21 protein-coding genes and 1 pseudogene are annotated in these 25,654 nt (G+C 55.2%); 7 read left to right on the top strand and 15 right to left on the bottom strand.

Features of this window, described 5'->3' with window-relative positions; translation table 11 throughout:
• The first annotated feature begins 7 nt into the window (after positions 1-7).
• Both BGK68_RS12515 and BGK68_RS12510 read left to right on the top strand, forming a co-directional pair.
• On the top strand, positions 8-325 hold the full coding sequence (locus tag BGK68_RS12515; protein WP_075257364.1) for a DUF190 domain-containing protein: 318 nt from the start codon (positions 8-10) through the stop codon (positions 323-325).
• A 39-nt stretch (positions 326-364) separates the two neighbouring features.
• The gene (locus BGK68_RS12510) at positions 365-649 is read left to right on the top strand and encodes a hypothetical protein (protein WP_075257363.1); all 285 of its coding nucleotides are present in this window, start codon (positions 365-367) and stop codon (positions 647-649) included.
• Positions 650-703: 54 nt separating this feature from the next.
• Here BGK68_RS12510 and BGK68_RS12505 read toward each other — a convergent pair whose 3' ends face one another.
• Positions 704-1,225: a class IV adenylate cyclase gene (locus BGK68_RS12505; RefSeq protein WP_075257362.1), complete on the bottom strand. Its 522-nt coding sequence runs from the start codon at positions 1,223-1,225 to the stop codon at positions 704-706.
• A 162-nt stretch (positions 1,226-1,387) separates the two neighbouring features.
• On the opposite strand from BGK68_RS12505, the gene BGK68_RS12500 reads away from it, so the two are divergent.
• On the top strand, positions 1,388-1,936 hold the full coding sequence (locus BGK68_RS12500; protein ID WP_075257361.1) for a GNAT family N-acetyltransferase: 549 nt from the start codon (positions 1,388-1,390) through the stop codon (positions 1,934-1,936).
• Between the two features lie 167 nt (positions 1,937-2,103).
• Here BGK68_RS12500 and BGK68_RS28310 read toward each other — a convergent pair.
• From BGK68_RS28310 to BGK68_RS27465, 3 genes and pseudogenes are all read right to left on the bottom strand, one after another.
• Positions 2,104-2,691: pseudogene (locus BGK68_RS28310) on the bottom strand (integrase core domain-containing protein); the annotation flags it as partial.
• A gap of 178 nt (positions 2,692-2,869) precedes the next feature.
• Complete coding sequence (locus tag BGK68_RS12490; protein WP_075257360.1) at positions 2,870-3,667, bottom strand: FRG domain-containing protein; 798 nt, start codon at positions 3,665-3,667, stop codon at positions 2,870-2,872.
• Positions 3,668-3,714: 47 nt separating this feature from the next.
• Positions 3,715-5,082 (bottom strand): TniQ family protein, encoded by a 1,368-nt coding sequence (locus BGK68_RS27465; RefSeq protein ID WP_075257359.1) that lies wholly within the window; start codon positions 5,080-5,082, stop codon positions 3,715-3,717.
• A gap of 12 nt (positions 5,083-5,094) precedes the next feature.
• Here BGK68_RS27465 and BGK68_RS12480 point away from each other — a divergent pair, with 12 nt between their 5' ends.
• Positions 5,095-6,420 (top strand): TniQ family protein, encoded by a 1,326-nt coding sequence (locus BGK68_RS12480; RefSeq protein WP_075257358.1) that lies wholly within the window; start codon positions 5,095-5,097, stop codon positions 6,418-6,420.
• Positions 6,421-6,434: 14 nt separating this feature from the next.
• On the opposite strand, the gene BGK68_RS12475 is transcribed toward BGK68_RS12480, so the two are convergent.
• Genes BGK68_RS12475 through BGK68_RS12465 form a run of 3 tightly spaced genes read right to left on the bottom strand, consistent with a single transcriptional unit; the run spans position 6,435 to position 10,923 of the window.
• Positions 6,435-7,754 carry an ATP-binding protein gene (locus tag BGK68_RS12475; RefSeq protein ID WP_083657790.1) on the bottom strand — a complete coding sequence of 440 codons (1,320 nt, stop codon included), beginning with the start codon at positions 7,752-7,754 and terminating at the stop codon, positions 6,435-6,437.
• Positions 7,751-9,946, bottom strand: coding sequence for a hypothetical protein (locus tag BGK68_RS12470; protein ID WP_075257356.1), 2,196 nt, complete (start codon positions 9,944-9,946; stop codon positions 7,751-7,753). The genes BGK68_RS12475 and BGK68_RS12470 overlap by 4 nt, the downstream gene beginning before the upstream one ends.
• 8 nt (positions 9,947-9,954) lie before the next feature.
• Positions 9,955-10,923, bottom strand: coding sequence for a PDDEXK family nuclease (locus tag BGK68_RS12465; RefSeq protein WP_158035445.1), 969 nt, complete (start codon positions 10,921-10,923; stop codon positions 9,955-9,957).
• A gap of 1,226 nt (positions 10,924-12,149) precedes the next feature.
• Here BGK68_RS12465 and BGK68_RS12460 point away from each other — a divergent pair.
• A complete protein-coding gene (locus BGK68_RS12460) occupies positions 12,150-12,995 on the top strand; it encodes an ureidoglycolate lyase (RefSeq protein WP_075257354.1) in 846 nt (281 codons plus the stop codon).
• 132 nt (positions 12,996-13,127) lie between these two features.
• Positions 13,128-13,880, top strand: a complete 753-nt coding sequence (locus BGK68_RS12455) for an SDR family NAD(P)-dependent oxidoreductase (protein WP_075257353.1) — start codon at positions 13,128-13,130, stop codon at positions 13,878-13,880.
• A 121-nt stretch (positions 13,881-14,001) separates the two neighbouring features.
• Here the strand turns inward: BGK68_RS12455 and BGK68_RS12450 are convergent, their stop codons facing one another.
• The 8 genes from BGK68_RS12450 to pstS form a co-directional block, all read right to left on the bottom strand.
• Positions 14,002-15,627: a methyl-accepting chemotaxis protein gene (locus BGK68_RS12450; protein WP_075257352.1), complete on the bottom strand. Its 1,626-nt coding sequence runs from the start codon at positions 15,625-15,627 to the stop codon at positions 14,002-14,004.
• A 460-nt stretch (positions 15,628-16,087) separates the two neighbouring features.
• A complete protein-coding gene (phoR, locus tag BGK68_RS12445; RefSeq protein ID WP_075257351.1) occupies positions 16,088-17,398 on the bottom strand; it encodes a phosphate regulon sensor histidine kinase PhoR in 1,311 nt (436 codons plus the stop codon).
• A gap of 107 nt (positions 17,399-17,505) precedes the next feature.
• Positions 17,506-18,183: a response regulator gene (locus BGK68_RS12440; protein ID WP_006464987.1), complete on the bottom strand. Its 678-nt coding sequence runs from the start codon at positions 18,181-18,183 to the stop codon at positions 17,506-17,508.
• Between the two features lie 91 nt (positions 18,184-18,274).
• Positions 18,275-18,982: a phosphate signaling complex protein PhoU gene (gene phoU / locus BGK68_RS12435; protein ID WP_075257350.1), complete on the bottom strand. Its 708-nt coding sequence runs from the start codon at positions 18,980-18,982 to the stop codon at positions 18,275-18,277.
• A gap of 175 nt (positions 18,983-19,157) precedes the next feature.
• Positions 19,158-19,958: a phosphate ABC transporter ATP-binding protein PstB gene (gene pstB / locus BGK68_RS12430; RefSeq protein ID WP_075257349.1), complete on the bottom strand. Its 801-nt coding sequence runs from the start codon at positions 19,956-19,958 to the stop codon at positions 19,158-19,160.
• Between the two features lie 35 nt (positions 19,959-19,993).
• Positions 19,994-20,890 (bottom strand): phosphate ABC transporter permease PstA, encoded by an 897-nt coding sequence (gene pstA / locus BGK68_RS12425; RefSeq protein WP_075257348.1) that lies wholly within the window; start codon positions 20,888-20,890, stop codon positions 19,994-19,996.
• Positions 20,890-21,900: a phosphate ABC transporter permease subunit PstC gene (gene pstC, locus BGK68_RS12420; protein ID WP_075257347.1), complete on the bottom strand. Its 1,011-nt coding sequence runs from the start codon at positions 21,898-21,900 to the stop codon at positions 20,890-20,892. Before pstC ends, pstA begins: the two co-directional genes overlap by 1 nt.
• Before the next feature lie 171 nt (positions 21,901-22,071).
• Entirely contained in the window at positions 22,072-23,121 is a 1,050-nt protein-coding gene (gene pstS, locus BGK68_RS12415) for a phosphate ABC transporter substrate-binding protein PstS (protein WP_013233277.1), read from the bottom strand.
• Between the two features lie 397 nt (positions 23,122-23,518).
• Between pstS and ppk1 the strand changes: the two genes are divergently transcribed.
• Entirely contained in the window at positions 23,519-25,633 is a 2,115-nt protein-coding gene (gene ppk1 / locus BGK68_RS12410; protein WP_075257346.1) for a polyphosphate kinase 1, read from the top strand.
• Positions 25,634-25,654 lie beyond the last annotated feature (21 nt).

The raw sequence follows: 25,654 nt of genomic DNA, 5'->3' as shown, positions 1-25,654 counted from the left end.
GACTGACATGAAAGGCTTCCAGATCACGTTCTTCACACAGCAAGACCGCAAACACAAAGGAATTCCTCTTGCCGAGTGGCTTCTGAAATTCGCCCAGGAGCATGGCGCGAAGGGAGGCACGCTCACGGCAGGGGCGGAAGGATTCGGCCGAGACGGCCACGTCCACTCATCCCATTTTTTTGAGCTCGCAGACCAACCTCAAGAACTTACGCTGGCAATGGACGAGGCAACTTGCACGTCGTTATTTCAGGCATTGGAGAGCGAAGGAGTATCCGTTTTCTACGTAAAGACAGCCGTCGAATACGGTGCAATCGGAAGCCCTTGAGGCCTTCCCATGTATATGAAAAATAGAAAAGGAGAAGACATGGAGAAACAATCCGAGCAGCTACCTAAAGAGGCATTGGCCGAAGCCGGCTCAGACGTCCAAGAGGGGCATGTCAAATTACATGTGCACACCCTGGCATTGACCTTCACCCATCTATTGCTACTTGGAGCGTGGGTATGGCTGTCGCAACATGGAACGCCGTCTGCACGTGTACTGCTCGGCCTGTTGATCCTGACAGCATTGAATTGGCTCTGGTTGTGCGTGGTTGGAAAAAAATGGTGGGTCTTATGGCGTCTCAGCGAGAAAAATGCCAAGCCCCATTGACGATCAGAATGAATAGTCTGCTTTCGGCGGCAAGAGCAGACATCTAGTCCAGTGCTAGGTCTTTTGCGCCTCAATCAATAAATCGACATAACCCTTATCGATAAGCTGTGCCGCGATTACGCCGATGTTCTCCATGATTTTCTCGGCTTCGATCACTCCTGCTTCGATCAGCTCTCCGTCTGAAAGCATGACTTCTAATTCCAGAAAGCTACCCAAGCCTTGGACTCGGTCAATGTGAATTCGGGTGCGACCAATATGGAACAGTGTACGGTGCTTGATAACCCGTCCACCCTCACCGTAGGCTAGCGAGAGAACCTCCCGTAGGCTATCAGGGGTAGCTGTCGCACTATGGACAAAAAAGGATTCCTTTGGGCCGATTTGATTTACACGGCGATAAAAAATCAGGCTGCCTTCATTTGGAGAAATCTGGCGGAGCTTTAGCCGACCATTGTCGCAATTGAAGAAAGTGTCGTCCTGCTCAATTTCTACAGGTCCTCGATCCGCCATTTCCCGGACTCGTTCAAGAGTTGCTGCCAGATCAGACAGCCTTGCTTTGATTTCTACGTTACGAGCCATTGCTCCTCATCTGCTAAGTTTGATGACCCGGCATGGTGGCTCATAAATGTTACTCAACCAAGACAATACTATTACCGGTCATCGACCATAATTCCACTTGCACTGTTGCTCGCCATCTGGCTTCACTTACTCAGAACACGTCTGATAATCAGGAGAATTGATATGAAAATCCCAGTCACCATACGCCGCATTGACGTAGAGGAAGCTGCAACACATGTAAATGCTCTGAGCGACGTCTTGATCGACTGTGTCGAAGGTGGAGCCTCTGTCAGTTTCGTGAATCCACTGTCGAGAGCTACCGCTATATCGTTTTGGCAAGGTATCGCCGCGAGCGTGGGAAGAGGTGAGCGATCTTTATTGATCGCAGAAGATAGTCATGGCCAAATCGTCGGTACGGTCCAGCTCATTACCTCGCAACCGGAGAATCAGCCACATCGGGCCGATGTGGCGAAAATGCTGGTGCTTCGCAGGGCTCGGCGCCAAGGCATCGCCAGCCGGTTAATGCAGGTACTGGAGGAAGTGGCTCGGCAAGAAGGCAAATCCGTATTAGTGCTTGATACTGTTTCTGGCGGTGCTGCGGAGCGCATGTATCAGCAATCTGGATGGAAAATTGTCGGGTCAATCCCCAATTATGCGTTGATGCCGGACGGTGAATTGTGCGGGACCACTTACTATCACAAACAACTGCAGTCTAGCGTGGCAGTAACGTGAACTCTCTCTAAGCACAACCACCGCTTCGAATATCTACTGCATAAAATATCTAGCCAAAGTCATTTATGATTTTGGTGAGAGGAAGCACAAAATTCTATCAAGTTACATCTGATATCGACCAGGAGCAGTGACCGGCCTGAAACAACTGGTCCAGACTTAAAGTTAGTCTAAGCGGCAAGCCGCAGTGGTGCTGGGGTTGTTGCCGGCGGCGTAGCCTGCTGTGCCGGCGAAGGGTATTTCAGTGAGCTGTGCGGTCGAACGGTATTGTACTGATGACGCCATCGCTCAATGAAGACCTGAGCTTCTCGCAGGGTGTAGAAGATTTCTCCGTTGAGCAGCTCATCACGGAATTTGCCATTCAAGGATTCGCAGTATCCGTTCTCTCATGGACTTCCTAGCTCGATATACAGCGTCTTTGAACCGACCGAAGCAAGCCAGCACCGTAGATTCTTTGCGACCATTTTCGGCCCATTGTCAGAGCGTAGATATGCCGGAACACCGTAGGTCACCATGACCTCAGCCAGGATATCGATGACGTCATTACTGCGAATTTTCCTGGCCACGTGCAGCGCGAGACAGCGGCGGGTGAATTCATCGATGAGCACCAGGATTTTCAGAACACGTCCATCATGCGTTCTCTCCATGACGAAGTCCCAGCTCCAGACATGATTGGCATATTCCGGTCGCATTCGGATGCAGCTACCATCGGCTAGCCACAGCCGACCTCTCTTTGGCTGTTCCACTGGCACCTTCAAGCGCCTGGCTGGCAGTGTAGCTGGCACCGGTCATCTTGTAGGCGGCGGTGTTCTGGTTGATCAGACGCGAGGCCAACACCCAAGCAGAGAAAACCGGATGCAATTCGGATATAGCTAGTATCGATGATCCTCTAACACTATTCTTCCTTTTTTTCATAAACCTTGTTCAGACCATCCACTAATACCTCAACACGCGACGCGCGACTGACTCGACCAAAGCATCTTCCGATCCAAACAGCGTATAAGCATTCAAATTGAATTGGTCAAGATAGCGTAACGCCGGTACGCGCTCAGTGACTGGCAACGTGTACTTCATCAGATCGAACTGTGAAGTGGTGTCCGCCGCCAATACTGCCTCATGATTGGCGTACGACCATAGGCCCTCTTCATTTTTGCAGCAGATGGTGTACTCACACTGTTGCAAAAAATGGCGCTTATGTGTTCGGACGCGATAGCCAACTGAGCGAATCATAGTGCCGTCGCTGACATGCAATCGCAAAGACCGTTCGCGTGACGACATGCAATAGATTGCTACCCTACCGTTTGCGGGCGTGGTGCTTGAAAGGGCAAAATATGCCGCAACGAAAGGAGATCGCGTCCAATCCAACAAGGGGCTGGGAAAGCCATGATGACGTAAGTGGACGAGATAATTGAGCGCAGGTATTCCATCAAGCCAGTCACCACGCTTTAACTTACGTTCGAAGTCTTCGCGTTTCGGCACTTCCCACTTGTTTCCAGAGTAGGACTCCATCTGATGCTTGGAATCATAAACTGCTTGGTGATAGCCACCTACAGATTTCAGTGCAGGTACACTACGCTCAAGCGTCGTCTGTAACGTCCACTCGTCCGAGGCGTGACCACGATAGAGTACGGGAGGAAGAAGCCCAAGATTAGATTGGGCATTTTTTCCATCATCGTGCGCCGCAATAGTGTGTTCAACAAACTCTCCCCATCGTTCTAATTCAATTATTCTCATGGTTTTTTACAAGTCAATTTTTGTAGATTTCATTATTTTCCCAAACCTTATGGTCGAACTTTAGTTACGGCATAGGGGTGTAGGATATTTCTCCGTTCAAAAAATCTCCGCCAATATCCACTTTTTCGCCATTGAGCGATGGCATATTCAAATATCTCGTGGAATGCCAGACTGATCGAGGCTACCCTCATCTTCTCAGCGATTTTTTCTGCAAATGCATAATTTTCTTCGCTCATGATGGTCATGTCATATCGCCAGTCTGACACCTTATCAATAAGAGCCGGCTGACTACTCTCGAACTGCTCATACTCAATCCCGCCCGATTTGGCGAGCTCAAAAACGAAATTCATTCCCCCCGCGCACCTAACCTCAAGGTGCAACTTTCGTACTTCAGAAAGAAAATCTCTATGAACCCTTTTCATATTGATCGAAGCCCGAAAGCTACCCTTATTTTTAGGGCTGTACTTCTCTTCAAAACTTACTCTGGCTAGATCTTCTCTACTAACCTCTGAAAGTTTCTTAAAGAACTCATCGACAGATCCAAAATTAGAGCGAATTGCTAGCAGATGCTCAAATGGCAAATTCCTGCACCATTCTCGACCAACATTACTGTAATGGTGAAACACGTTGAAGACGCCCGCAGATAATTCATTACTGTAGCGCTCAATCACCAACTGAGACCATGATTGTCGCCAAAAACGTTTAGCTTCCGAAAGTCCTACCTTTCGGCGCCATTGATCAAGGATGCCGCATCCGAATTTATGATACAGAGCTTCGATCGCCTCCATAGGCACAAAATCATGATTCAAATTAAGAAGTGCGCGCGATTCACCAGCAAGCCATATCCATTCTTCGGTGACATTCTGGACGCAACGCACAGCATTTTCATCTGATGATCTGCTCAGCATAGCCAATTCGATTGCAGACTCATACAATGGCTCTAAATGCTTCCAGCAAACGTAAACCCCAGGCAACTGATGTGACCGCAGAAATACGTCGCGGCCATATTCTTCTCGCGCTTTTTTCCGGCATTCTTTACAGAATCGAATCCGAGCAAAATCCTTCGATCCGTGAAACAGATAACTGGGCCTAGTAGAGCTCACTGATTCGAAAAGTCGCTCTCTCAACGTTGTGGCTAGAAATGGTCTGTAGTAAGGAAGAGGTGTTAATAAACCAAGGCGATCTGGGCTGAACTCAGCTTCCGAGATTACCGACCCCACTAGCCCCCTAAGAGGAACGGGAAACATTAGATTCGCAAAAATGATTGTTTTAGGTTGAAGAGAATCCTTACGATTTGCCAATGCCAAATCAAACAAGAACTTTCTAGGGCTATTCGTACCCGAACGTAGATAAAGGCTTGAGAAATACGAGAAGTAATGCTCATCATCAGCGAGTGGTAAAGAGAAAGTTAACATCTAATTTTTCTTATGAGTTCTAGAAATCAGCTTACATTCTTTCCAGATCGAGCACCTGACGAGACCTTATACAGCCGATGCGCGCGGTACCATCATCGCGCGGGTCATCGATCACCTGAAGTAACTGGAAAATTGCTATTCAACGATCCTCAATCGGGCTCTAGGACGCAGCTGCCTACCGGTTTAAATCATTTCCTCAAAGCCATCGACCAGGAAAATTGCTCCGCTCTCCAGTTGCTTAGAGAGCAGACGATCTCACCCGTCTATATGGCATTTATGAAAAAAGACCGACTACAAGATTTTATCCACGCAAAATGCGATGAAAATTTTCAGTCATTGAACGGAAAAATTGGTCTATTCGGTCAAAGAGAATTTCTTAGTCATTCGCTCAAATTTTGCCCCCATTGTGCTTCCGGCGACATCAATCAGTATGGATATTCCTACTGGCACAGAACGCATCAACTACCAGGTATCTGGATATGCGCCGCACACAACTCCCTTCTAATTGAACGACCGCGACGAATTGGAGAGAAATTCGCATGGATTAAGCCTCCAGCTGAAAACAAGCTCGATTCAAATGGGCCGCCTCCAAACAACGACATTAGAGCCGCATTGACGTCAATTGCCGATGCTGTTTTTTGGCTGAGTTTGCAGGATGAGTTAAATGCTCCTCTATTAACAAGAACGATTCTTCAGAATCAAGTCCCTAACGAATTCACTTATAACGTCATAGAAAATGTCGCGAGCGCGTGCATGTTGAGCAATATGTATTACGGAAGGCTCTTGGCACCACTAGAAATACCTGAATTTCATGCCCTGGAAAACATTCCTCCGCTGACATTCTCCCAATACGAGCCTTTGCCGCTGCACCCCATTCGCTGGGCCGCGATGCTCTCTTACTTTGTTCCTAGAGAAAATTGGGACGATGTCTTGAACGAGTCGAAAGCCCACGTCCTCGGTCATCTATTTCCCCCGCCAAAAAAAACTTCCGTCGATATGCAAAATGACGAAGATACATTTCTCCGCACGGTTCTTGCGGCGTCGCTCGGACTCTCTCAAACTTCACCACAACTGAGAAAAACAAAGAACCAGATTCTCTTCTCTATTTCGACATCAGATTTCGCCAAACGGCTTTTTCAACGTTCCTCTCAAGAAAGGCTTCAGAATAAATATCGGGAGATCATTCTCGCTGCGAAAGGGTTTCTAAATCCCCATATCAGACCTGATGAAAAGATGGCGATCGAAGCCATCCATTGGATCTCAACGAATGATCAAGATTGGTTGAACTTCGTTGAAAACAACCTCTGCCTCCAACAGAAACAGGCCTCTCTTTTCTGATCTTCTTTTGCGGCTCATGGCCGTCCCCCAGAGATCATCTTTGACCAAAGTGAATTCATTGCTTCACTCACCCCCAGCAAATCCTCATACTGTGCCAGTGCGTCGACATCCCCTCGCCTCAACACATCCAATGCATTATGCAGAGGTAGTATCCCTTCATATGCAACGTCAATGAGTTCCTTTGTGAGTACCTCCTCACCTCTACGCATTCCGATAATTTGCGCCTGAATAAAAAGCATCATGGCAACGGCGTTCACAGCTTGTGACCTATCAAAGAGGTACTCCATCAGCTCTTCTGGATTCGGGCAGTCTTTATCCAGTATTTGGAATTTAAAGGCGCCGCGCATTAATGCCCCGAACGCTCCCGTCTTTTCATATTTTCGTTCAAGAGTCATCTCTACCGTTGTCCCCGAACAGACTCTCCTCCCGACCTCCATTGATCGATTTAAAATCTTTATAAGCTTGCTGGTTCCCGAGAGAATCAGTGGAACCCCAACCACGTCGGATAGCTGCATTAAAAAACTAATCAAGGATCCGATATGAGCGCCAGTGCCATCAGAAATTCGCTGCACATCGTCAATATGTAGCACCCCAACAAAATGCGTAGCCATTACCTGAGCAACTCGACAAATCAAGATTTCGTTGGTTCTGGCCTTCGAATATTGGCTGACATAACTATCCTCCCCTCTCAAGCGAAGTACACTATCAACGGCACCTAAGAGACTGAGACAGATACCTGAGATCGATGCATTTAGCGGTGCCTGCACCGATAGCCAAACGATCTGCTTTTGCTTAAAAGTTCTCCCCTGATACTCCGAGTGTTCGATAACTTGCGGGTTGACCATTAATACATTTCTTACAGTAACGGACTTTCCTCGGCCACTTGGCGCAATTACCAGTATTGAACGCAAACTCGATGGCAGAGTTAGTGCTACGGCGTCCAATGGATCGCTCTTTGCTTTGATTGCAGTTTCGATTGCTGCTTTGCTGCGTTCCCACTTATCTTTCATTTGCTCTTGAACTGATTCAATTGTCCGCTGGGCCTCGGCGGTGAACGGTGATCTCCGCTTCAACCCTCGCTTAAGCTCGATATCCACGGTGGCATATAGATCAACAGCTTTTCTATCGGGCAAAAACATGTCGCCAATATCGGCCATGCTATGAACACGCATTTGTGGCGGTAGCGCCCGCTCCGCTCTCACGACAATGTCAGGTTTTCGAGCCAGAAGTTTAAAAACATCTTTGTCTACGACAGTAGGCTGCAGCGCCTCAATCAATGGATTTCCTTGATGGCGGGGAGCAACATTTTTAGTGTTATAAATGGCTAGACTCATTCTCCCCACCCTTCCATCGCGCTCTCCGCGGCCTCGTGCATTTCATGTTGATCCTTGAATTCGGTTTTGCGTTCATTGCCTGGCTGATCCAAAGCATTACCTACCGGCTCGCCCTGGCTCGGATAGACACCTGTCCGCTCATACTGGTCTTCAGCATGTCGAGCCCCAGTCATATCTCTTGTGCGTTCAGCCTTTGTTGCGGCCGTCTCCCTCAATGCCGTCTTAGTTGCACGGCGGGCGATATCACCGATCTCCGCCTCGGCAAGACCTAGCTTCGCGTTTAGCCCCGTCAATGAGCTCTGATGGTCCTCATCTTTAAATCCTTTAATAGCAATCTGATCCTCAATATCTTCTCTCGATGGGACCCAAATCTCGCGCTCCGGTGTATCTGGAATATCGGAAATAAAGAGGTCCCTGAAAGAGGTCTCACCTTGCATCCGGCAAAAGGCCAACTTTGGATTCTCTGGAGAGAACGCAAGCATTGCTTCAGATGGATGGCTATTCGCTAAACAAATTGACCGATGGTCTTTCATCCAATCATTAACCAATTTCATCTTTTCCAATTCGAATCCAGTCCGTTTTACAGGCTTGCTCACGCAATCTAAAGTGGACACAATCAATTGATCTCTCGTAAAGAAGAAAGGCGAACCGTGACAATTCCTCAGCCCCCAATTCCACATCCAAATTGGGCTTGGCTCATGACCAGGATCCAAAATCATTGACGGGGTCAAGTGCTTCCCCATCTTCTTGCCCGAGTTCCAACGAATCTGATGGATTGCCATAAGACGTCGAATCTCAGTCAAGGTATGAATCGCAGATAGCCTGTAATCTGGCTCACCTCGCACATGCTCCTTTACGACGTGCCCAGGCGTTTTCTCAAGAACATAGGTATTAATTACACCAAAGTTGCGCTCCACTATCGATTTCCACACTGCCTTGTAGGCAGCAGCTACCAAGCAAGAGAATTGCAGCCTCTGCCCCAGAGTTTCCCCATTCTTTGATAAAAGCTCCCCTCTGTCATAGAGAAGATAGTTCGGCCGAACTCCTTGAGGAAAGTACTCTTGAAACTCCTCAAGCCCCAGGTACCTTAAGTAATCCTTCTTATCCGATAAGGCCATAAAGATCGCATTCCGCGCCTCATTGAAATTGGGCCCCCATAGAGTCACGTAGATCGCCAAAATTACGGAGCTGAAGAGATCAATCACCACATAGATAATCGGGCGACCAATGATCCTCCGACGGTCATATGCAGAAACTATGTATATATCTGCGACGGTAGCGTCGATGATGTACGTATGCCCAGGGAATGATCCTCGACTTCTCGCATTTCCAATCAGAACACTTTGCTTCTTCTCTTTTGCCTGCTCAGAATCATTTCGGGTGACATAGCCTTCAAAATCCAGCCTCTTTAACAATGCGCGGAACGCCGGCAATCTAATGCGCTCTTCATCAGGAAATAAAATTCTCTTCGGATTCCCTTTTTCGTCAACTTCAAATCCTTTGGATGCATAGGTATCGTAGAAACTTCTATGCTGCTGAGGTATGGTTCCTCGCCGGGGGCCGCGCGCTTCGATAAAATTCTTTACGAGCTGCTCGTGTTCGACACTATTGATCCCGGGATGCGCACTATGCCCCGCCTTGAAACTATTTCGCTTACGCCCCAGTTTTTCCGTTAGTGTGCGCGGCGTTCCTTTGACCCTTGTCTTTCGCTGTGAGGCCACCTCGTAATTGTGTCCCGAGCGCAAATACGCCAACACGAGCCTCTTAACTGAGTTAAGTGCGAATCCGAACCGCTTGCTGAGACGCTTCATCTCTGCCGTCCATCCTCCAGTCAGCAACAACGTCCTGATATTGAATTCATTGAATTCGCGCAACAACTTCTCCTTCTCTATCTCCTCTGTGGTCTTGTTCTGACGAACGACTTTCGAACCTGGTGTCGCCATAGTCGGAACCTCTGCTAATTCGGCTCGGGATTTGTCAATCATCGCGACCAACTGACTCTTTTCCACTAAGAGTGGCGCACTCAGATCCTCCTTCAGTTTCCAGGGAACATTGATATCGATCGCATCTGAAAGCCGTACCAGGACAACTTCTTCGCCAGCTTTGGTACTCCATACGACTCGATACCACCCAGACCTAATCACACCCACTGCCTCCAGGACATGGATATAGCAAAGAAAAGGGAATTCCATTTCCAGGCCTACAGCTTCGTTGCCATCGCGGCGATACGCTGATAGCCGTTGGAATTTGCGGTAGGGGAAAAACGGATATCCCAGCAAAGAGTCAGGTCGGCTTTGTTTGGCCACTCGATAAATACCCGTCCAACCCAAATGGCGTATTTCAATGCGTGAACGATCTCATTGCTCGACTCACTAAAGAACTCAAAACGCGAATTCATTGATAGTTCACTGTCCGTTTGGCACACAAGGCGATCAACGAGGGCCAGCAGCTGACTCGCTGAGCCGACCACATACATTCCTCGGATAGATGAGGCCCATTCGAGCCAAGTCAGCACCAAGTCAATCTTCGCCCCGCGTTCAGTAAGGACAAGCATCTCAGTGCTTCGGCGACGCCAGTATTCTTTAGCTATCAAATAGAGCTCATAACCGCGTGTGCCTTGTGCCGGCAGATCTTTTTCGTACTTGGCGTAAATTGCAAGAAACTGCCCTCCCGGAAGGACAGCCAGAAGATCAACAGTCAGCACCATAGTCTCCCCTCCAACGACCGGATGTTTAAACCCTAGCTCCTTGGCAATCCGCACGGTTCCCTCATCGGGTGATGCACATATTCGAAGAAATTCCGGCTCGACGCCGGCTCTCCACAGCGGATACTGACTTTTCAAAGTGGCGCCAACGGCCGCCAAATGTAGCAACACGTATCGCTCTAGATCGCTCAAGAGGTGCGACACAAGCTTAGGATTCAGCGGATCAAGCCAAATAGTTGACAATCCTCTACTGCTGAAGTCGGATCGCTCGACACGTATAAACGATTGATAGGCTTCGCCGTCCCCTAGCCCTCTGTTCTGAGACAGTGCGCGCTTTTGCCTCTGTTGAGGACTACGAGGAGATGCGCGCCGAGGTTTGGCAGGAGCAGAAACATCGGCTTGTTGCCCATTGAGAATGGGCGTCGGAGAAAGCCCCGACTTCTCATCTACATTGGAACTAGACATGACTTCCCCTTTAAAATTGCCAAATAGGCAATTTTTACGTACTACATTGCAAAAAGACGTGGGAAGGGCTTGACGAGGTGTGTCGGTAACGGCACTATGCGGATTCCACTCGCGCATGTGCTTCTTGCCGTTACGAAGATCACTTGCCTCGATCAGCCGACCTCCGGGTCGGTTTTTCGTTTCTGGGCCTTTAGCAACTCCCCCCTCGTTCTGGGCGAATTGCTTTTTAGACTACTCTGCTGCGCTTTTGCTATTCATCAAGTTCAGCATCTCACTCGCTAGATCATTCAACTCGGTCAGTCAAATTCCATGATCTGGAATTTGAGAAGACGCATCTTGCTCGTTCGATTTTCCAATGTCAACGGCTCATCGCTAGCCTCGCCCCCCCGTTCTCGACCCGATTTCCTTCGCTGCAGAGCCCCCTCCTCGCTGGGCGGAAAATCTTATTGATCCATGTTGGCCCACGACTGGACAGTAAACATTTCGCACTCGGGAATTTTAAATTAATAAATTATTTATACTATTTAAAATATATTCCTAGACACCTCATAAAATCTAGATCTAGTTACTCACAATCGCTTTTTTTGATGCTCTCCGGGGATGCGTTTCCATTTACACAAGATGTATAGAAGTCGCATTCTTTGTATTGGAAGTACTTTTAAGGCGTGAAAACCAACTCAATTTGTTACCCAGCAGAATCATCAGAAACGCGCCTAAAACAGCCCTACTAAAAGCCGAAAAACGGGGACAAAAAATATTTTTCTTAAAACGGTTTTTTTTCATTTTCTGACCTCATCAAGGCTTCTTTCTGCCAGATTTCGATACTCGACAGTCGCAGCCTCACGTTAGATGCTCATCCTTAGATCAACCTGATATGTATTAGCTCGTCCTTGAGAGCCCGGTGAATTTGCTGCCGAGCTCAGCATTTCAGTCCAAATAAAATCACCACCCCAGAAAGCTGCCCCTGTAAGTTCTTCATTTTTAAGGGCACCGCATCCGAATATAATTTTTCACGTCCAACTACAATTTTTTTCGATAGCTGCGCTCCTGGCCTGAAAATTCACCCATTGGCCTATTGGTCTTACCAATAAACTGGTAATATCCAACTTCCAAAACGACAGGCGATCCCACGCCCTTGCGCGCCCTGGCTGCAACTGCAGCACCTGCACCAGCCGCAAGCCGGCATCGGCGCCGATCCGAGACAACTCTTTCTTCAAGGAAACACGATGAAATTACTGCGTTACGGCCCGGTTGGGCAGGAAAAGCCCGGCATTCTGGATCAGGCTGGCAAGATCCGCGACCTGTCGGCGCATATCAAGGACGTCAACGGCGCCGTGCTGGACGATGCCTCGCTGGAAAAGATCCGCAAGCTCGACCTCAACACCCTGCCGGTGGTGGAAGGCAATCCCCGTATCGGCGCCTGCGTGGGCAATATCGGCAAGTTCATCTGCATCGGCCTGAACTACGCGGATCACGCCGCCGAATCCAACCTGCCCATCCCGGCCGAACCGGTGGTGTTCAACAAGTGGACCTCGGCCGTGGTCGGCCCCAATGACAACGTCAAGATCCCGCGCGGCTCCAAGAAGACCGACTGGGAAGTGGAACTGGGCGTGATCATCGGCAAGGGCGGCGCCTACATCGAGGAAAAGGACGCCATGTCCCACGTGGCCGGCTATTGCGTGGTCAACGACGTCTCCGAGCGCGAATACCAGATCGAACGCGGCGGTACCTGGGACAAGGGCAAGGGCTGCGATACCTTCGGCCCCATCGGCCCCTGGCTGGTGACCCGCGATGAAGTGGCCGATCCGCAAAAGCTGGGCATGTGGCTGGAAGTGGATGGCAAGCGCTATCAGAACGGCAATACCAGCACCATGATCTTCAACGTGGCGCATATCGTGTCCTACCTGTCGCGCTTCATGAGCCTGCAGCCGGGCGATGTCATCTCCACCGGCACGCCGCCGGGCGTGGGCATGGGCGTCAAGCCGGAAGCGGTCTACCTGCGCGCTGGCCAGACCATTCGCCTGGGCATCGACGGCCTGGGCGAGCAAGAGCAGAAGACCATCGACGCATAAGGCATCAGCAAAAGCGCAATGCCTGGCGCTGCCCCCTGCGGCAGCGCTGCGTCACCCATCCGGAACAAGAACAAGAATGCGCAGGCCCACGCGCCTGCGCCATCCAATGACCGAACCAGGGAAGGAGAGACAATGAATCACTACGATTTCCAGGGCCGTAGCGCCATCATCACGGGCGGCGCGCAGGGCTTTGGCTATGCCGTGGCCGAGCGCCTGTTGCAGGGCAAGGCGAAGGTAGTGCTGTGGGACATGGACGAGAAGGCGCTGGCCGAGGCGCGCCGCAAGCTCGAATCACTGGGCAATGTGGAGACCGTCAAGGTCGATATCTCCAGCCAGACCGATGTGCAGCAAGCCATCGAGGCCACCGAGAAACTGACCCAATCCATCGATATCCTGGTGCATAGCGCTGGTATTGCCGGACAGAATAATCCGGTGGCGGAGTATTCCCCGGAGGAATGGCGCCGCGTCATCGATATCGACCTCAATGGGGCGTTCTACGTCAACCAGGTGGTGGTGCAACGGATGATCGCGCAGAACTATGGACGCATCGTCAACATCGCTTCCATCGCCGGCAAGGAAGGCAATCCCACCGCCTCGGCCTACAGCGCGGCCAAGGCCGGCATGATTGCGCTGACCAAGAGCCTGGGCAAGGAAACCGCGACCAAGAACATTGCGGTGAACGCCATCACCCCGGCGGCAGCGCAGACCCGCATCCTGGAACAGTGCACCCAGGCGCATATCGACTACATGCTCTCGAAGATCCCGCGTGCGCGCTTCGTGAAGGTGGAGGAGCTGGCGGCCATGGTGGCCTGGCTGGTGTCGGAAGAAAATTCCTTTACCACGGCGTCGGTGTTCGATCTCTCCGGCGGTCGCGCGACCTACTGAGGCAATCGCTGCATCGACCGAAAATTATATAAATGATATAAATCATTTTTGCAACCACCACGTTGCCGCCGACAAAGAAATTACCCGCCACACAGGCGGGTAATTTTTTATGAGACGCGGCTTAGCGCAAGGCCGGCAAGGGCGGCGTGATATCGACCGCGCTGCGGGAGGCGTAAGCGATCTGGTCTTGCCCCAGCAGCTTGAACTGGCTGACCACTTCAGACAGGCGCGCCGCCTGTTCCTGCATGGCTTCGGCGGCAGCAGCCGCTTCTTCGACCAGGGCGGCGTTCTGCTGGGTGGTCTGGTCCATGTCGGTGATGGCCAGGTTGACCTGGCTGATGCCATCGCTCTGTTCGCTGCTGGCGGCGCTGATCTCGGAGACGATGTCAGCGACCTGGCGCACGCTAGTCACCACTTCATCCATGGTGCTGCCGGCACGGGTGACCAGTTCGCTGCCGGAGCCGACCTTGGCCACGGAGTCGTCGATCAAGGCCTTGATTTCCTTGGCGGCCGAGGCCGAGCGCTGGGCCAGCGAGCGCACTTCCGAAGCGACCACCGCAAAGCCCCTGCCCTGTTCGCCGGCGCGTGCGGCTTCCACTGCGGCGTTCAGGGCCAGGATGTTGGTCTGGAAGGCGATGCCGTCGATGACGCTGATGATATCGACGATCTTGCGCGAGGACTCATTGATCGAGCCCATGGTGGAAATGACCTGCGCCACCACTTCCCCGCCCTGCTGCGCCACCGATGAGGCGGAGGCGGCGAGCTGGTTGGCCTGGCGCGCGTTGTCGGCATTCTGCGATACGGTAGAGGTCAGTTCTTCCATGGCCGAGGCGGTCTCTTCGAGCGCGCCGGCCTGGCGTTCGGTGCGCGCCGACAGGTCGAGGTTGCCGGTGGCGATTTCCTTCGATGCGGTGGCAATCGCATCTGTGCCGCCGCGCACCTGGCCGACGATACGGGCGAGATTGCCGGTCATGGCATGCAGGGCATGCATGAGCTTGCCGGTTTCATCACCACGCGCGGCCAGGCGCTCATCGATGCGATGGGTGAGGTCGCCGGCGGCCACGGCTTCGGCCACCTCCACCGCCTGTTCCAGCGGGCGGGTGATGCCCAGCGCCAGGGTGCGGGCAAACAGCCAGCCCAGCACGACCTGCAGCACGGCCAGGGCCAGCATGAGGTTGCGGCTTTCGCGATAGACCGCCTGGATGTGGAGCGCGACCTGGTCGATATTGGCGCGTTGCAGCGTCAGCAATTGTTGCAACAGGTCGAGATAGCCCTTGCCGGCCACATCGAAGGGACCGGCCAGGATCTGGGCGGCCTCCTCCGTGCGGCCCTCGGCCTTGGCCTTGGAGATGGCGTCGCGGTACTTGATGTAATCCTTGCGCACCGCGCCCAGCTTGGTGAAGACGGCCTTTTCCTCATCCGACTCGATCAGCGCTTCGATGGCCTTCTGCTGCTCGGTCGACATGCGACTGGCGGCGGCGGCATCGTCGGCGAAGAAAGCCGCCAGGCTGGGATCGGAACTCTTGGCAATGGCGGTGGTGCGCCGCACGCTGGTGTGGATGGTGCGGTACCAGTCCGAGACCAGCCGCTCCTTGGTCAGGGGCTCGTGCATCATTTCGTCGGTGGCGGCGGCGATGCCTTGCAGGCGCCAGATCGACAGGGCTACGACCACGCTGGCGGCGGCCAGGATGACGGCAAACCCCAGGGCCAGGCGGCGACCGATTTTCATGTTGGCGAAGTAGCGCATTCTTTTCTCTCTGGGCAAAAATACTGGTCGGCGACGAGCGCAGGCTCCGCAGCTGCCCGCAGGCAACAGCGGGGCGCACGCTGAGTGTGCAGGCACACGTCAGGAACCGCGATCAGGGATTTCCTGAGCGCGGCGCCATCAAGTCATCGGTTGATCGGTTGGATAGGTCGCCGTGCTTCATGTCAGACATCCCTCATCTCGTCGATGCGAAAAAAACTGCTGGTGTCAGAAGACAGCTTGAGGAAAAGGCGCCGTTGATTCCCGGTGGCCGGCGCCGATCCCTGCGGTGCGGTATTGTTCCTACTTGCACCTTGGCAAGGCATTCGTATTTGTACTTACTGACGAGGCGTCAGTATTACGATACAGCGCATTATCACGCGCCCAAGACCGCTTCAAAGAAGAAAAAAGGATGCCGAAGCATCCTTTCTAAATCGCATGGGCCGTGGTCACGCATCCACAATCAGGGCACCGGAGCATAGTCCTGGATGGTCTGGGTCGAAGGGAAATGCGCGGTGAAGGTGCTGCCGTGGTCAGGCACGGAGGCGATTTCCAGCGTGGCATGGTGGCGCAGCAGCACATGGCGCACGATGGCCAGGCCCAGGCCGGTGCCCTGGGTTTCGCGGGAACGGCTCTTGTCGACTCGGTAGAAGCGTTCGGTCAGGCGCGAGATATGCTCGGGGCTGATGCCAATGCCGGTATCTTGCACCGCAAAATGCGCGCCCTGCTCGTCGCTCTGCCAGCGCAGGATGATGCGGCCGCCCTCGGGGGTATAGCGCACGGCGTTGGTGACCAGGTTGGTGAAGGCACTGCGCAATTCCTCGGCATTGCCCTTCAGGTCGGGACCATCGATGGTCAGCACGATTTCGTGCTTGCCCGCCGACAGGGCGCGGCCCTCCTCGGCGATGCGCTCCAGCAGCGGGCGCACGCGCAGCACCTCGGTGCGCAGGGGATAGTCGATCGACTCCAGCCGCGTGAGGGTCAGCATGTCATCGATCAGGTTCTGCATGCGCTGACCTTGTTCGGTCATCAACTTCAGGTGGGCCATGCGCGTGCCCTCTTCCAGATTGGGCTGGGCCAGGGCGATCTCCAGGAAACCATTGATCACCGTCAGCGGCGTGCGCAATTCATGGGAGGCATTGGCCACGAAGTCGCGGCGCATCATGTCGATACGCTCCGACTCGGTCACGTCATGGGTGACCAGGATCTGACGCCGGTTTTCGAAGGGGATGATCTGAATGATCAGCTTGCGCTCATGCAGCGTCATCGTCAGCGGCTGTTCGTAGCGACCGAGGATGATGTAGTCGATAAAGGCCGGATTGCGGATCAGGTTGGTCACGCGCATGCCCTTGTCGCGGTCCAGCTTCAGGCCCAGGTGCGACTGTGCGGCCGGGTTGCACCATTCGAGGAAGAGCACATCGTCCATGATCACCACGCCATCGGGCAGCAGGCTCATGGCCTGGCGGAAACGCGCCAGCCACTCGGTCAGTTCGGCCTGGTTCCTTTCGTCGTCGCGGCGCATGCGGTACAGGCGCGCATAGACGTCAGTCCACGCGCCCCAGCCATCGGGCAGGCGCGACTGGCCCGAATCATCCAGCCAGGTGGACAGGCGTAGCAGGTAATGCAGATGGGTGATCATCATCGCGCCCACGCCCAGCACCGCTGTCACGAGGCCCGCGATGGGACCGAAAAAGAAACCGACGACTCCCGCTCCGGCCAGGCAAAGCACCAGGCGTAATGCAGCGGGAATCCAGAACAATAGTTGAGGACTCATTGATTTGGCAGTTAGATCTTGCAAGCGCCCGCGCGCCGAATTTGTAATTGTCGCGTGATTATGGCTGATGCGGGCGGCTTTGGCTTTGGCTTGGGTCGTGTTCGGGCTTATTTGGTGGAGAGCATGTAGCCCACGCTGCGCACCGTCTTGATGAGGTATTCGGCATCGCGCAGGGCCTTGCGCAGGCGCAGCACGTGGACATCCACGGTACGCTCCTCGATCACCACATGGTCGCCCCAGACGCGGTCCAGCAACTGGCTGCGCGAAAAGACGCGATCAGGATGGGCCAGGAAGAACTTCAGGAGCTTGTATTCGGCGTGGCCGATATCGATGCGCGCGCCCGACAGGCTCACCGAGCAACTGGCCGGATCGAGCGTGATGGGGCCAGCCGACATCACTTCCTGCGCGTGCTCGGGGCTCTTGCGGCGCAGCAGCGCCTTGATGCGCGCGGTCAGTTCGCGCGGCGAGAAGGGCTTGGTGATGTAGTCATCGGCGCCATTGTCGAGGCCGGCGATCTTGTCTTCTTCCATGCTCTTGGCGGTGAGCATGATGACCGAGAGCTGCTGCAGCTGGCGGTCGGCGCGGATGCGCGAGAGCAGGTGCAGGCCGCTGCGGTCGGGCAGCATCCAGTCCAGCAGCACCAGTTGCGGCGCGCGATGCTGCACGAAGTCCCAGGCCGCCGCCGCGTTGGAGACGACGAAGCTGGACCAGCCTGCCTCCTTGAGCGTGAAGGCAATCAGTTCGGCAATGGAGGGTTCGTCTTCGACGATGAGGATAGTAGTCATGGGTATAGGGCTGGTAGCAATATCGCGGCTCTCCCCTCCGCAATCCGGTAGCGGCAGCATTCCCCTGCTGCCCCCACCGGCGCCGTCGTGCTCAGTCTTCTTCCGGGGTTGCCTTGGCCGAGCCGAAGTCGGTATGACGGATATCCTTGCCGCCGACCACGTAGACGACGTATTCGGCGATGTTCTTGGCATGATCACCGATACGCTCGATGGCCTTGGCCACCCACAGGGTATCGATGGAGCCGGAGATGGTGCGCGGATCTTCCATCATGAAGGTGATGAGGCTGCGGGTGATGGAACGGAAGCCATGGTCGATGCGTTCATCGGCCTTGATCAGTTCCAGCGCCTGCTGGTCATCCAGGCGGGCAAAGGCATCCAGGGCGCTGCGCAACTGGTCCATGGCCTGTTCGGCGATCAGGCTCACGGTTTCGTAATGCGAGATCAGGCCGATGCCGCGCTTGTGCAGATGGATCGCAGTACGTGCGATCTTGGTCGCCTCATCGCCCACGCGCTCCAGGTCGGTGATGATCTTGATGGTCGCCATGACGGTACGCAGGTCATTGGCAGTCGGCTGACGGCGCACGATCAGGTGGCTGCAAGCGTCATCGAGTTCGACTTCCAGGCGATTGACTGCCTCATCGTCCTTCATCACGCGGTGCGCCACTTCGAGGTTACCGCTACGGAAAGCCGCAATCGCATCCTGGAACTGGTGTTCCACCATGCCGCCCATGGCAAGCACCTTGGAGCGGATCTGCTCCAGATCCTGGTCATACTGTTTGGAGGAATGATCGCCGGTCATATGACGTCCCTAAAAAGAATTTCTATAAAAAATATGTGCCCTGACTACTCTGTGGAATCGTCGTATCGGCGTAGCGAGCGCTTCGAGTTCGCGTCGAGAAGCGCAGCCGTACAGGCGTACGGCGAGCCTCGCAGACGCGAAATCGGAGCGCGCAGTAGCCGAGACGACGGTTCGATCAGCCAAAGCGGCCGGTGATGTAGTCTTGGGTTTCTTTGCGCACCGGATTCATGAAGATCTGGTCCGTCTCGCCAAACTCCACCAGTTCGCCCAGGTACATATAAGCGGTGTAATCCGAGCAGCGCGCCGCCTGCTGCATGTTGTGGGTCACGATGGCGATGGTGTAGTCGTTCTTCAACTCACCGATCAGCTCTTCCACCTTGGCCGTCGAGATCGGGTCCAGCGCCGAGGTCGGTTCATCCAGCAGCAGCACTTCGGGCTTCACCGCCACGCCGCGCGCGATACACAGGCGCTGTTGCTGACCGCCGGAGAGCGACAGGCCGCTCTTGTTCAGCTTGTCCTTGACTTCACCCCACAGTGCCGCCTTGTTGAGCGCCCATTCGACGCGCTCGTCCATCTCGCCCTTGGGCAGGTTTTCATACAGGCGGATACCGAAGGCGATGTTGTCGTACACCGACATCGGGAACGGGGTCGGCTTCTGGAACACCATGCCGACCTTGGCGCGCAGCATGTTCAGGTCCTGACCGGCTTCGAGGATGTTGTTGCCGGCGTAGATGATCTTGCCCTCGGCGCGCTGGCCGGGGTAGAGGTCATACATGCGGTTGAAGGTGCGCAGCAGCGTGGACTTGCCGCAGCCGGAGGGACCGATGAAGGCGGTGACCTTGCCTTCCCAGATGTTGAGGTTGATGTTCTTCAGACCCTGGAATCCGCCGTAGTAGAAATTGAGTTGCGAGACTTCCAGCGTAGCCTTCTTGGGCGCAGCGGCGTTGGCGGGTGCAGTCGAAGCGTGGCTTGCCATTTGATGAGCAGTAGTCATGTCGGTCACTTGGAGAATTAGCCGGGGATTTGTTGCTTGAACAGGGTGCGCGAGAGCACGTTGAGCAGCAGCACGCTGAAAGTGATCAGCAAGGCGCCGCCCCATGCCAGCGAGACCCAGTTGTCATACGGGCTCATGGCGAACTGGTTGATCACCACCGGCAGGTTGGCAATCGGACGGTTCATGTTGGTGCTGAAGAACTGGTTGTTGAGGGCGGTGAAGAGCAGCGGTGCGGTCTCGCCAGAGATACGGGCCACCGCCAGCAGCACACCGGTCACCACGCCCGCCTTGACGGCGCGCAGGCGCACGATGATGGCCACCTTCCAGCGCGGGGCACCCAGGGCGAAGGCGGCTTCACGCAGACCGCTCGGCACCAGCTTCAACATGTTGTCGGTGGTACGCACCACCACCGGAATGGCGATGAGCGAGATGGCGAAGGTACCGGCCCAGCCCGAGAAGTGGTTCACGTTGGCCACGTAGATGGCGTAGATGAACAGACCAATCACGATGGAGGGGGCCGACAGCATGATGTCGGTGACGAAGCGGGTCACCTGGGCCAGCTTGCTTTCTTCGCCATACTCAGCCAGGTAGACGCCGGCCAGAATGCCGATCGGGGTGCTGATGATGGTGCTGATACCGACCATCATCAGCGAGCCGACGATGGGGTTCAACAGGCCGCCGCCGGCGTCGCCCGGACCCGGGGTGTTTTCGGTCAGCAGGCCCAGGTTCAGCGCAGCCACCCCCTTGACGACCAGGGTCAGCAGGATCCAGGCCAGCACGAACAGGCCCAGGCCCATGGCCAGGAAGGAGAATAGCATGCCCATGCGATGCTGCATGAGGCGACGGCGGTAGACGGGGTTCATGGCTTGCGCCTGATCGGCGTGTTGTACGCCGGCTTGTACGGTCTGGCTCATTATTTGGCTCCTTCCTTGCGGGTCATGCCCATCAACATGATCTTGGCGGCGGACAGGACGATGAAGGTGATGACGAACAGGATCAGGCCCAGCGCAAACAGCGAGGACACGTGCAGCTTGCTGGAGGCTTCGGCGATTTCATTGGCCAGCGTCGAGGCAATCGAGTTGCCGGCCGAGAACAGCGACCAGGACAGGCGGTGCGAGTTGCCGATCACGAAGGTGACCGCCATGGTTTCACCCAGCGCGCGGCCCAGGCCCAGCATGACGCCGCCGACCACACCGGTCTTGGTATAGGGCAGCACCACCTTGCGCACCACTTCCCAGCGGGTGCAGCCCAGGCCATAGGCCGATTCCTTCAGGACTGCCGGCACCACTTCGAACACGTCGCGCATGACCGAGGAGATGAAGGGGATGATCATCACCGACAGGATCAGGCCGGCGGTCAGGATGCCAATGCCCATGGTGGGGCCCGAGAACAGCACGCCGATGCCGGGGATCTGGCCCAGCGTGGCCTTCAGGAAGGGCTGGCCATATTCTGAGAACAGCGGCGCGAACACGAACAGGCCCCACATGCCGTAGATGATGGAGGGCACGCCCGCCAGCAGTTCCACGCAGGTGCCCAGCGGGCGGCGCAGCTTGGCGGGGCAGATTTCGGTCAGGAACAGGGCGATGCCGAAGCTGACCGGGAAGGCGATCAGCAAGGCGATGATCGAGGTCGACAGCGTGCCGACGATGGCGATCATGGCGCCGAATTCATTATTGGTCGGATCCCATTCGACGCGGGTGATGAAGCCCGGGCCGAAAGCCTGGAAGGCTGGCGCAGAACCGATGATGAGGGAGACGATGATCCCGCCCAGCATCAGCAGTACGGACAGGGCGAAGATCAGGGTGATCTTGTGGAAAAAGAAATCCTGCAGTCGCTGGCGGCGCATGACGGCCATCAACTTCTCGCGCGCGACCTGCGCACTTTCAGTCTCTGTCGGGGATTTTTTGATTTCGGTATTCGACATTGCCGTGGTGGAATAATTAGCGCTCATTTGAATTCACCATTAAAACGGGCCATCGCCGCGAATGCTCTGATGTCCAGAGTTGCTCGTTTTCGCTGCGATGGCCCGAATACTCCGTGGGGAGAGGCTTGCTTGGCCGGGCCTGCTGGCCCGGCGCGGTATGGCACTACTGGATTACCAGATGGCCTTGCCGCTGCTGTCCTTCACGTTGCTCTTCCAGGAATCTTCCACCAGCTTGGTGACCGAATCCGGCAGCGGCACGTAGTCCAGGTCAGCGGCGACCTTGCCGCCGTTCTTGTAGGCCCAGTCGAAGAACTTCAGGACTTCCTTGCCCTTGGCGCCATCGCCAGCCTGTTCCTTGTGCAGCAGGATGAAGGTGGCGCTGGAGATCGGCCAGGATTCCTTGCCGGCAGCGTCAGTGAAGTCAACAGCGAAACCAGGGGTCTTGGCCCAGTCGCCGTGGGCGGTCGCGGCCTTGAAGGAGGAATCGTCCGGGGAGACGAAGTTGCCGTCCTTGTTCTTGAGCTGGGTGTAGTTCAGCTTGTTCTTCTTGACGTAGGCGTACTCGACGTAGCCGATGGCGCCCTTGACCTTCTGCACGTTGGCGGCAACGCCTTCGTTACCCTTGCCACCCACGCCGGTGGGCCACTTCACGGCAGTGCCGGCGCCGATCTTGCTCTTGAAGTCAGCGTTGGCCTTGGACAGGTAGGAGGTGAACACGTAGGAGGTGCCCGATGCGTCCGAACGGTAGACCACGGTGATGTCTTCATTGGGCAGCTTCACGCCCGGGTTCAGGGCGGTGATTTCCGGTGCATTCCACTTGGTGATCTTGCCGGCGTAGATGTCGCCCAGCACTTGGCCCGACAGCTTGATCTGACCCGGGGTCACGCCATCCAGGTTGACCACGGGAACCACGCCACCCACCACGGCGGGGAACTGGGTCAGGCCGGCTTCAGCCAGTTCGTTCTGCGGCAGCGGTGCGTCGGAAGCGCCGAAGTCAACGGTCTTGGCCTTGATCTGCTTGATACCGCCACCCGAACCGATGGACTGGTAGTTCAGGCTGTTACCGGTAGCGGCCTTGTACAGCTCAGCCCACTTGGCGTAGACCGGGTACGGGAAGGAGGCGCCAGCGCCGGTGATTTCTGCTGCATGAGCGGCACCGCTGAAAGCGAAAGCGCCGGCCACTGCGACTGCAACAGATTTGATCAGTTGGTTAAACCCCATTTCAACTACTCCTATGATTTTGAGAGAGGACGTCAGCAAGAAACATCACGGTGGGAGGGATGACTTCTGAGACAGGGCGAACTTTAACCAGCTAATGTGACGAGTTTATGACCCAAACTTGTCATCTTTGGGCAGGCCATACTTTCCTGCAGGAAAGCATCCCGAACACGATAAAGCACCCCGAAAAGGCGCGTAGGCTGGCGCTGGAGGGGCTTTCCTGACAGTTCTGTTGCAGCGTCAGTCAATCAGCTGAGGCGGCAGAGATCTTGCATTCATCACATCGAAAATATGATATTTTCTGCTGAGAAAAAATGACAAAGCGTCATAATACTTGTCATAAACTCGTCATACCTCCTCAATACACTGCCCGCTCAAACTGGATGGACAGGGACTCTTGATGACCAGAAAAGTAAAACCGGAAAGCAGCACCCAACCTGAACTTCCCGTTAATACGATCTACCTTAACCGCGAGCTCTCGCAGCTTGCCTTCAACCGCCGCGTACTGGCCCAGGCCGAGGACGACAGCGTGCCGCTGCTGGAGCGCCTGCGGTATTTGTGCATCTGCAGCAGCAACCTGGACGAATTCTTCGAGGTGCGCATCGCCAGCCTGCTGGCCAACCGCATCGAGGGCGAGAACATCGATCCGCCCGAGCTGCGCGCAGCGCTGGAGCGCACCAGCGCCGAATGCCACCGCATCGTGGCGCGCCAGTACGAACTGCTCAACGATGAAATCCTGCCGCAGCTGGCCGCCAACGGCATCCACCTGCTGCGTCACGATGACCGCAACGAGGCCCAGCGCGCCTGGGTGAAACACTATTTCGAACAGCATGTGCGGCCGCTGTTGACGCCCATCGGGCTGGACCCGGCCCACCCTTTCCCGCAGGTCCATAACAAGAGCCTCAATTTCATCATCGAGCTCTCGGGCAAGGACGCCTTCGGGCGCGGCACTGGCATCGTCATCATCAAGGCCCCGCGCGTGCTGCCGCGCGTGATCAAGCTGCCCGACAATCTCTCGGCCAAGGGGCAGTCGTCGTTCTGCCTGCTCTCCTCGGTGATCCATGCACACATCGCCGACCTGTTCCCAGGGCGGGAAATCACCGCCTATTCACAATTCCGCGTCACCCGCAACAGCGACCTGTGGGTCGATGAAGAAGAGGTCAAGAACCTGCGCCAGGCGCTGGAGACCGAATTGCAGAGCCGCCAGTTCGGCGTGGCCGTGCGCCTGGAAGTGGCGGCCAATTGCCCGGAACACCTGGCGCAGTTGCTGCTGAACCAGTTCAATATCGAACGCAACCGCCTGTATGCCGTGCAGGGGCCGGTGAACATGGTGCGCCTGGGCGAGCTCGCCAACCTGGTCAACCAGCCGGAGTTGCGCTTCCCGCCCTTCTCTCCCACGCTGCCGCCGCAACTGGTCAACGAGAACATCTTCGCCGCGCTCGACAAGAAGGACGTGCTGCTGCACCACCCTTTCCAGTCCTTCCAGCCGGTGGTCGACTTCATCCGCACCGCCGCCCACGATCCGGGCGTGCTGGCCATCAAGCAGACCATCTACCGTACCGGCATGAATTCGGACCTGATGGAGGCGCTGATCTACGCGGCCCAGCACGGCAAGGAAGTGACGGTGATCGTGGAACTGATGGCGCGCTTCGATGAAGAGGCCAACATCAACTGGGCGGTCAAGCTGGAGCAGGCGGGCGCGCAGGTGGTCTATGGCGTGGTGGGCCTGAAGACCCATGCCAAGCTGGCGCTGGTGATCCGCCGTGATGAAGACCAGGGCCTGCGCTTCTACGCCCACCTCGGCACCGGCAACTACCACCCCAACACCACCAAGTTCTATACCGACTTTGGTCTCCTGACCTCCAACCAGCAGCTCACCGCCGAAGTCAACGAGGTCTTCATCCACCTCACCAGCCTGACCAAGCCGCGCAACCTGACCCATCTGTGGCTGGCGCCGTTCTCCTTGCAGAAGGAAATCATCCGCGCCATCCGCAACGAAGGACAGATCGCCCGCGAAGGACGGCCGGCGCGCATCATCGCCAAGATGAATGCACTGCTGGATGAATCGGTGATCCGGGCGCTCTATGCCGCCTCGGCCGATGGCGTGAAGATCGACCTGATCGTGCGCGGGGCCTGCGCCTTGCGTCCGGGCGTACCGGGCCTGTCCGAGAACATCAAGGTACGCTCCATCATTGGCCGCTACCTGGAACACTCGCGCATCTATTATTTCCGCAACGACCTGGCGCATGATGTCTACCTGGCCAGCGCCGACTGGATGAACCGCAACCTGTTCCGCCGCATCGAAGTCGCTTTCCCGGTGCTGGACAAGAGCCTGAAGAAGCGCGTCATTTCGGAAGGCCTCAATCCCTATCTGAAAGACAATACGCATTCCTGGCACCTGGACATCAATGGCGTCTATACGCAGAAGAAACCGCGCAGCAGGCAGCAGACCTTCAACGCCCAGCAATACCTGATGAACACGCTGGGCATCCCGGCTACGCCGCCGGAAGAGTGAAGGATGGACCGGCGGCGCCAT

The sequence above is a fragment of the Herbaspirillum camelliae genome (assembly GCF_001929405.1).
GTDB classification, from domain to species: domain Bacteria; phylum Pseudomonadota; class Gammaproteobacteria; order Burkholderiales; family Burkholderiaceae_D; genus Herbaspirillum; species Herbaspirillum seropedicae.
This window is presented reverse-complemented; position numbering and strand designations above follow the sequence as displayed.

Coding starts and splice junctions, on each gene's coding strand:
- BGK68_RS12515 (WP_075257364.1), top strand. CDS start 8: ATGAAAGGCTTCCAGATCACGTTCTTCACACAGCAAGACCGCAAACAC.
- BGK68_RS12510 (WP_075257363.1), top strand. CDS start 365: ATGGAGAAACAATCCGAGCAGCTACCTAAAGAGGCATTGGCCGAAGCC.
- BGK68_RS12505 (WP_075257362.1), bottom strand. CDS start 1,225: ATGGCTCGTAACGTAGAAATCAAAGCAAGGCTGTCTGATCTGGCAGCA.
- BGK68_RS12500 (WP_075257361.1), top strand. CDS start 1,388: ATGAAAATCCCAGTCACCATACGCCGCATTGACGTAGAGGAAGCTGCA.
- BGK68_RS12490 (WP_075257360.1), bottom strand. CDS start 3,667: ATGAGAATAATTGAATTAGAACGATGGGGAGAGTTTGTTGAACACACT.
- BGK68_RS27465 (WP_075257359.1), bottom strand. CDS start 5,082: ATGTTAACTTTCTCTTTACCACTCGCTGATGATGAGCATTACTTCTCG.
- BGK68_RS12480 (WP_075257358.1), top strand. CDS start 5,095: ATGAGTTCTAGAAATCAGCTTACATTCTTTCCAGATCGAGCACCTGAC.
- BGK68_RS12475 (WP_083657790.1), bottom strand. CDS start 7,754: ATGAGTCTAGCCATTTATAACACTAAAAATGTTGCTCCCCGCCATCAA.
- BGK68_RS12470 (WP_075257356.1), bottom strand. CDS start 9,946: ATGGAATTCCCTTTTCTTTGCTATATCCATGTCCTGGAGGCAGTGGGT.
- BGK68_RS12465 (WP_158035445.1), bottom strand. CDS start 10,923: ATGTCTAGTTCCAATGTAGATGAGAAGTCGGGGCTTTCTCCGACGCCC.
- BGK68_RS12460 (WP_075257354.1), top strand. CDS start 12,150: ATGAAATTACTGCGTTACGGCCCGGTTGGGCAGGAAAAGCCCGGCATT.
- BGK68_RS12455 (WP_075257353.1), top strand. CDS start 13,128: ATGAATCACTACGATTTCCAGGGCCGTAGCGCCATCATCACGGGCGGC.
- BGK68_RS12450 (WP_075257352.1), bottom strand. CDS start 15,627: ATGCGCTACTTCGCCAACATGAAAATCGGTCGCCGCCTGGCCCTGGGG.
- phoR (WP_075257351.1), bottom strand. CDS start 17,398: ATGAGTCCTCAACTATTGTTCTGGATTCCCGCTGCATTACGCCTGGTG.
- BGK68_RS12440 (WP_006464987.1), bottom strand. CDS start 18,183: ATGACTACTATCCTCATCGTCGAAGACGAACCCTCCATTGCCGAACTG.
- phoU (WP_075257350.1), bottom strand. CDS start 18,982: ATGACCGGCGATCATTCCTCCAAACAGTATGACCAGGATCTGGAGCAG.
- pstB (WP_075257349.1), bottom strand. CDS start 19,958: ATGGCAAGCCACGCTTCGACTGCACCCGCCAACGCCGCTGCGCCCAAG.
- pstA (WP_075257348.1), bottom strand. CDS start 20,890: ATGAGCCAGACCGTACAAGCCGGCGTACAACACGCCGATCAGGCGCAA.
- pstC (WP_075257347.1), bottom strand. CDS start 21,900: ATGTCGAATACCGAAATCAAAAAATCCCCGACAGAGACTGAAAGTGCG.
- pstS (WP_013233277.1), bottom strand. CDS start 23,121: ATGGGGTTTAACCAACTGATCAAATCTGTTGCAGTCGCAGTGGCCGGC.
- ppk1 (WP_075257346.1), top strand. CDS start 23,519: ATGACCAGAAAAGTAAAACCGGAAAGCAGCACCCAACCTGAACTTCCC.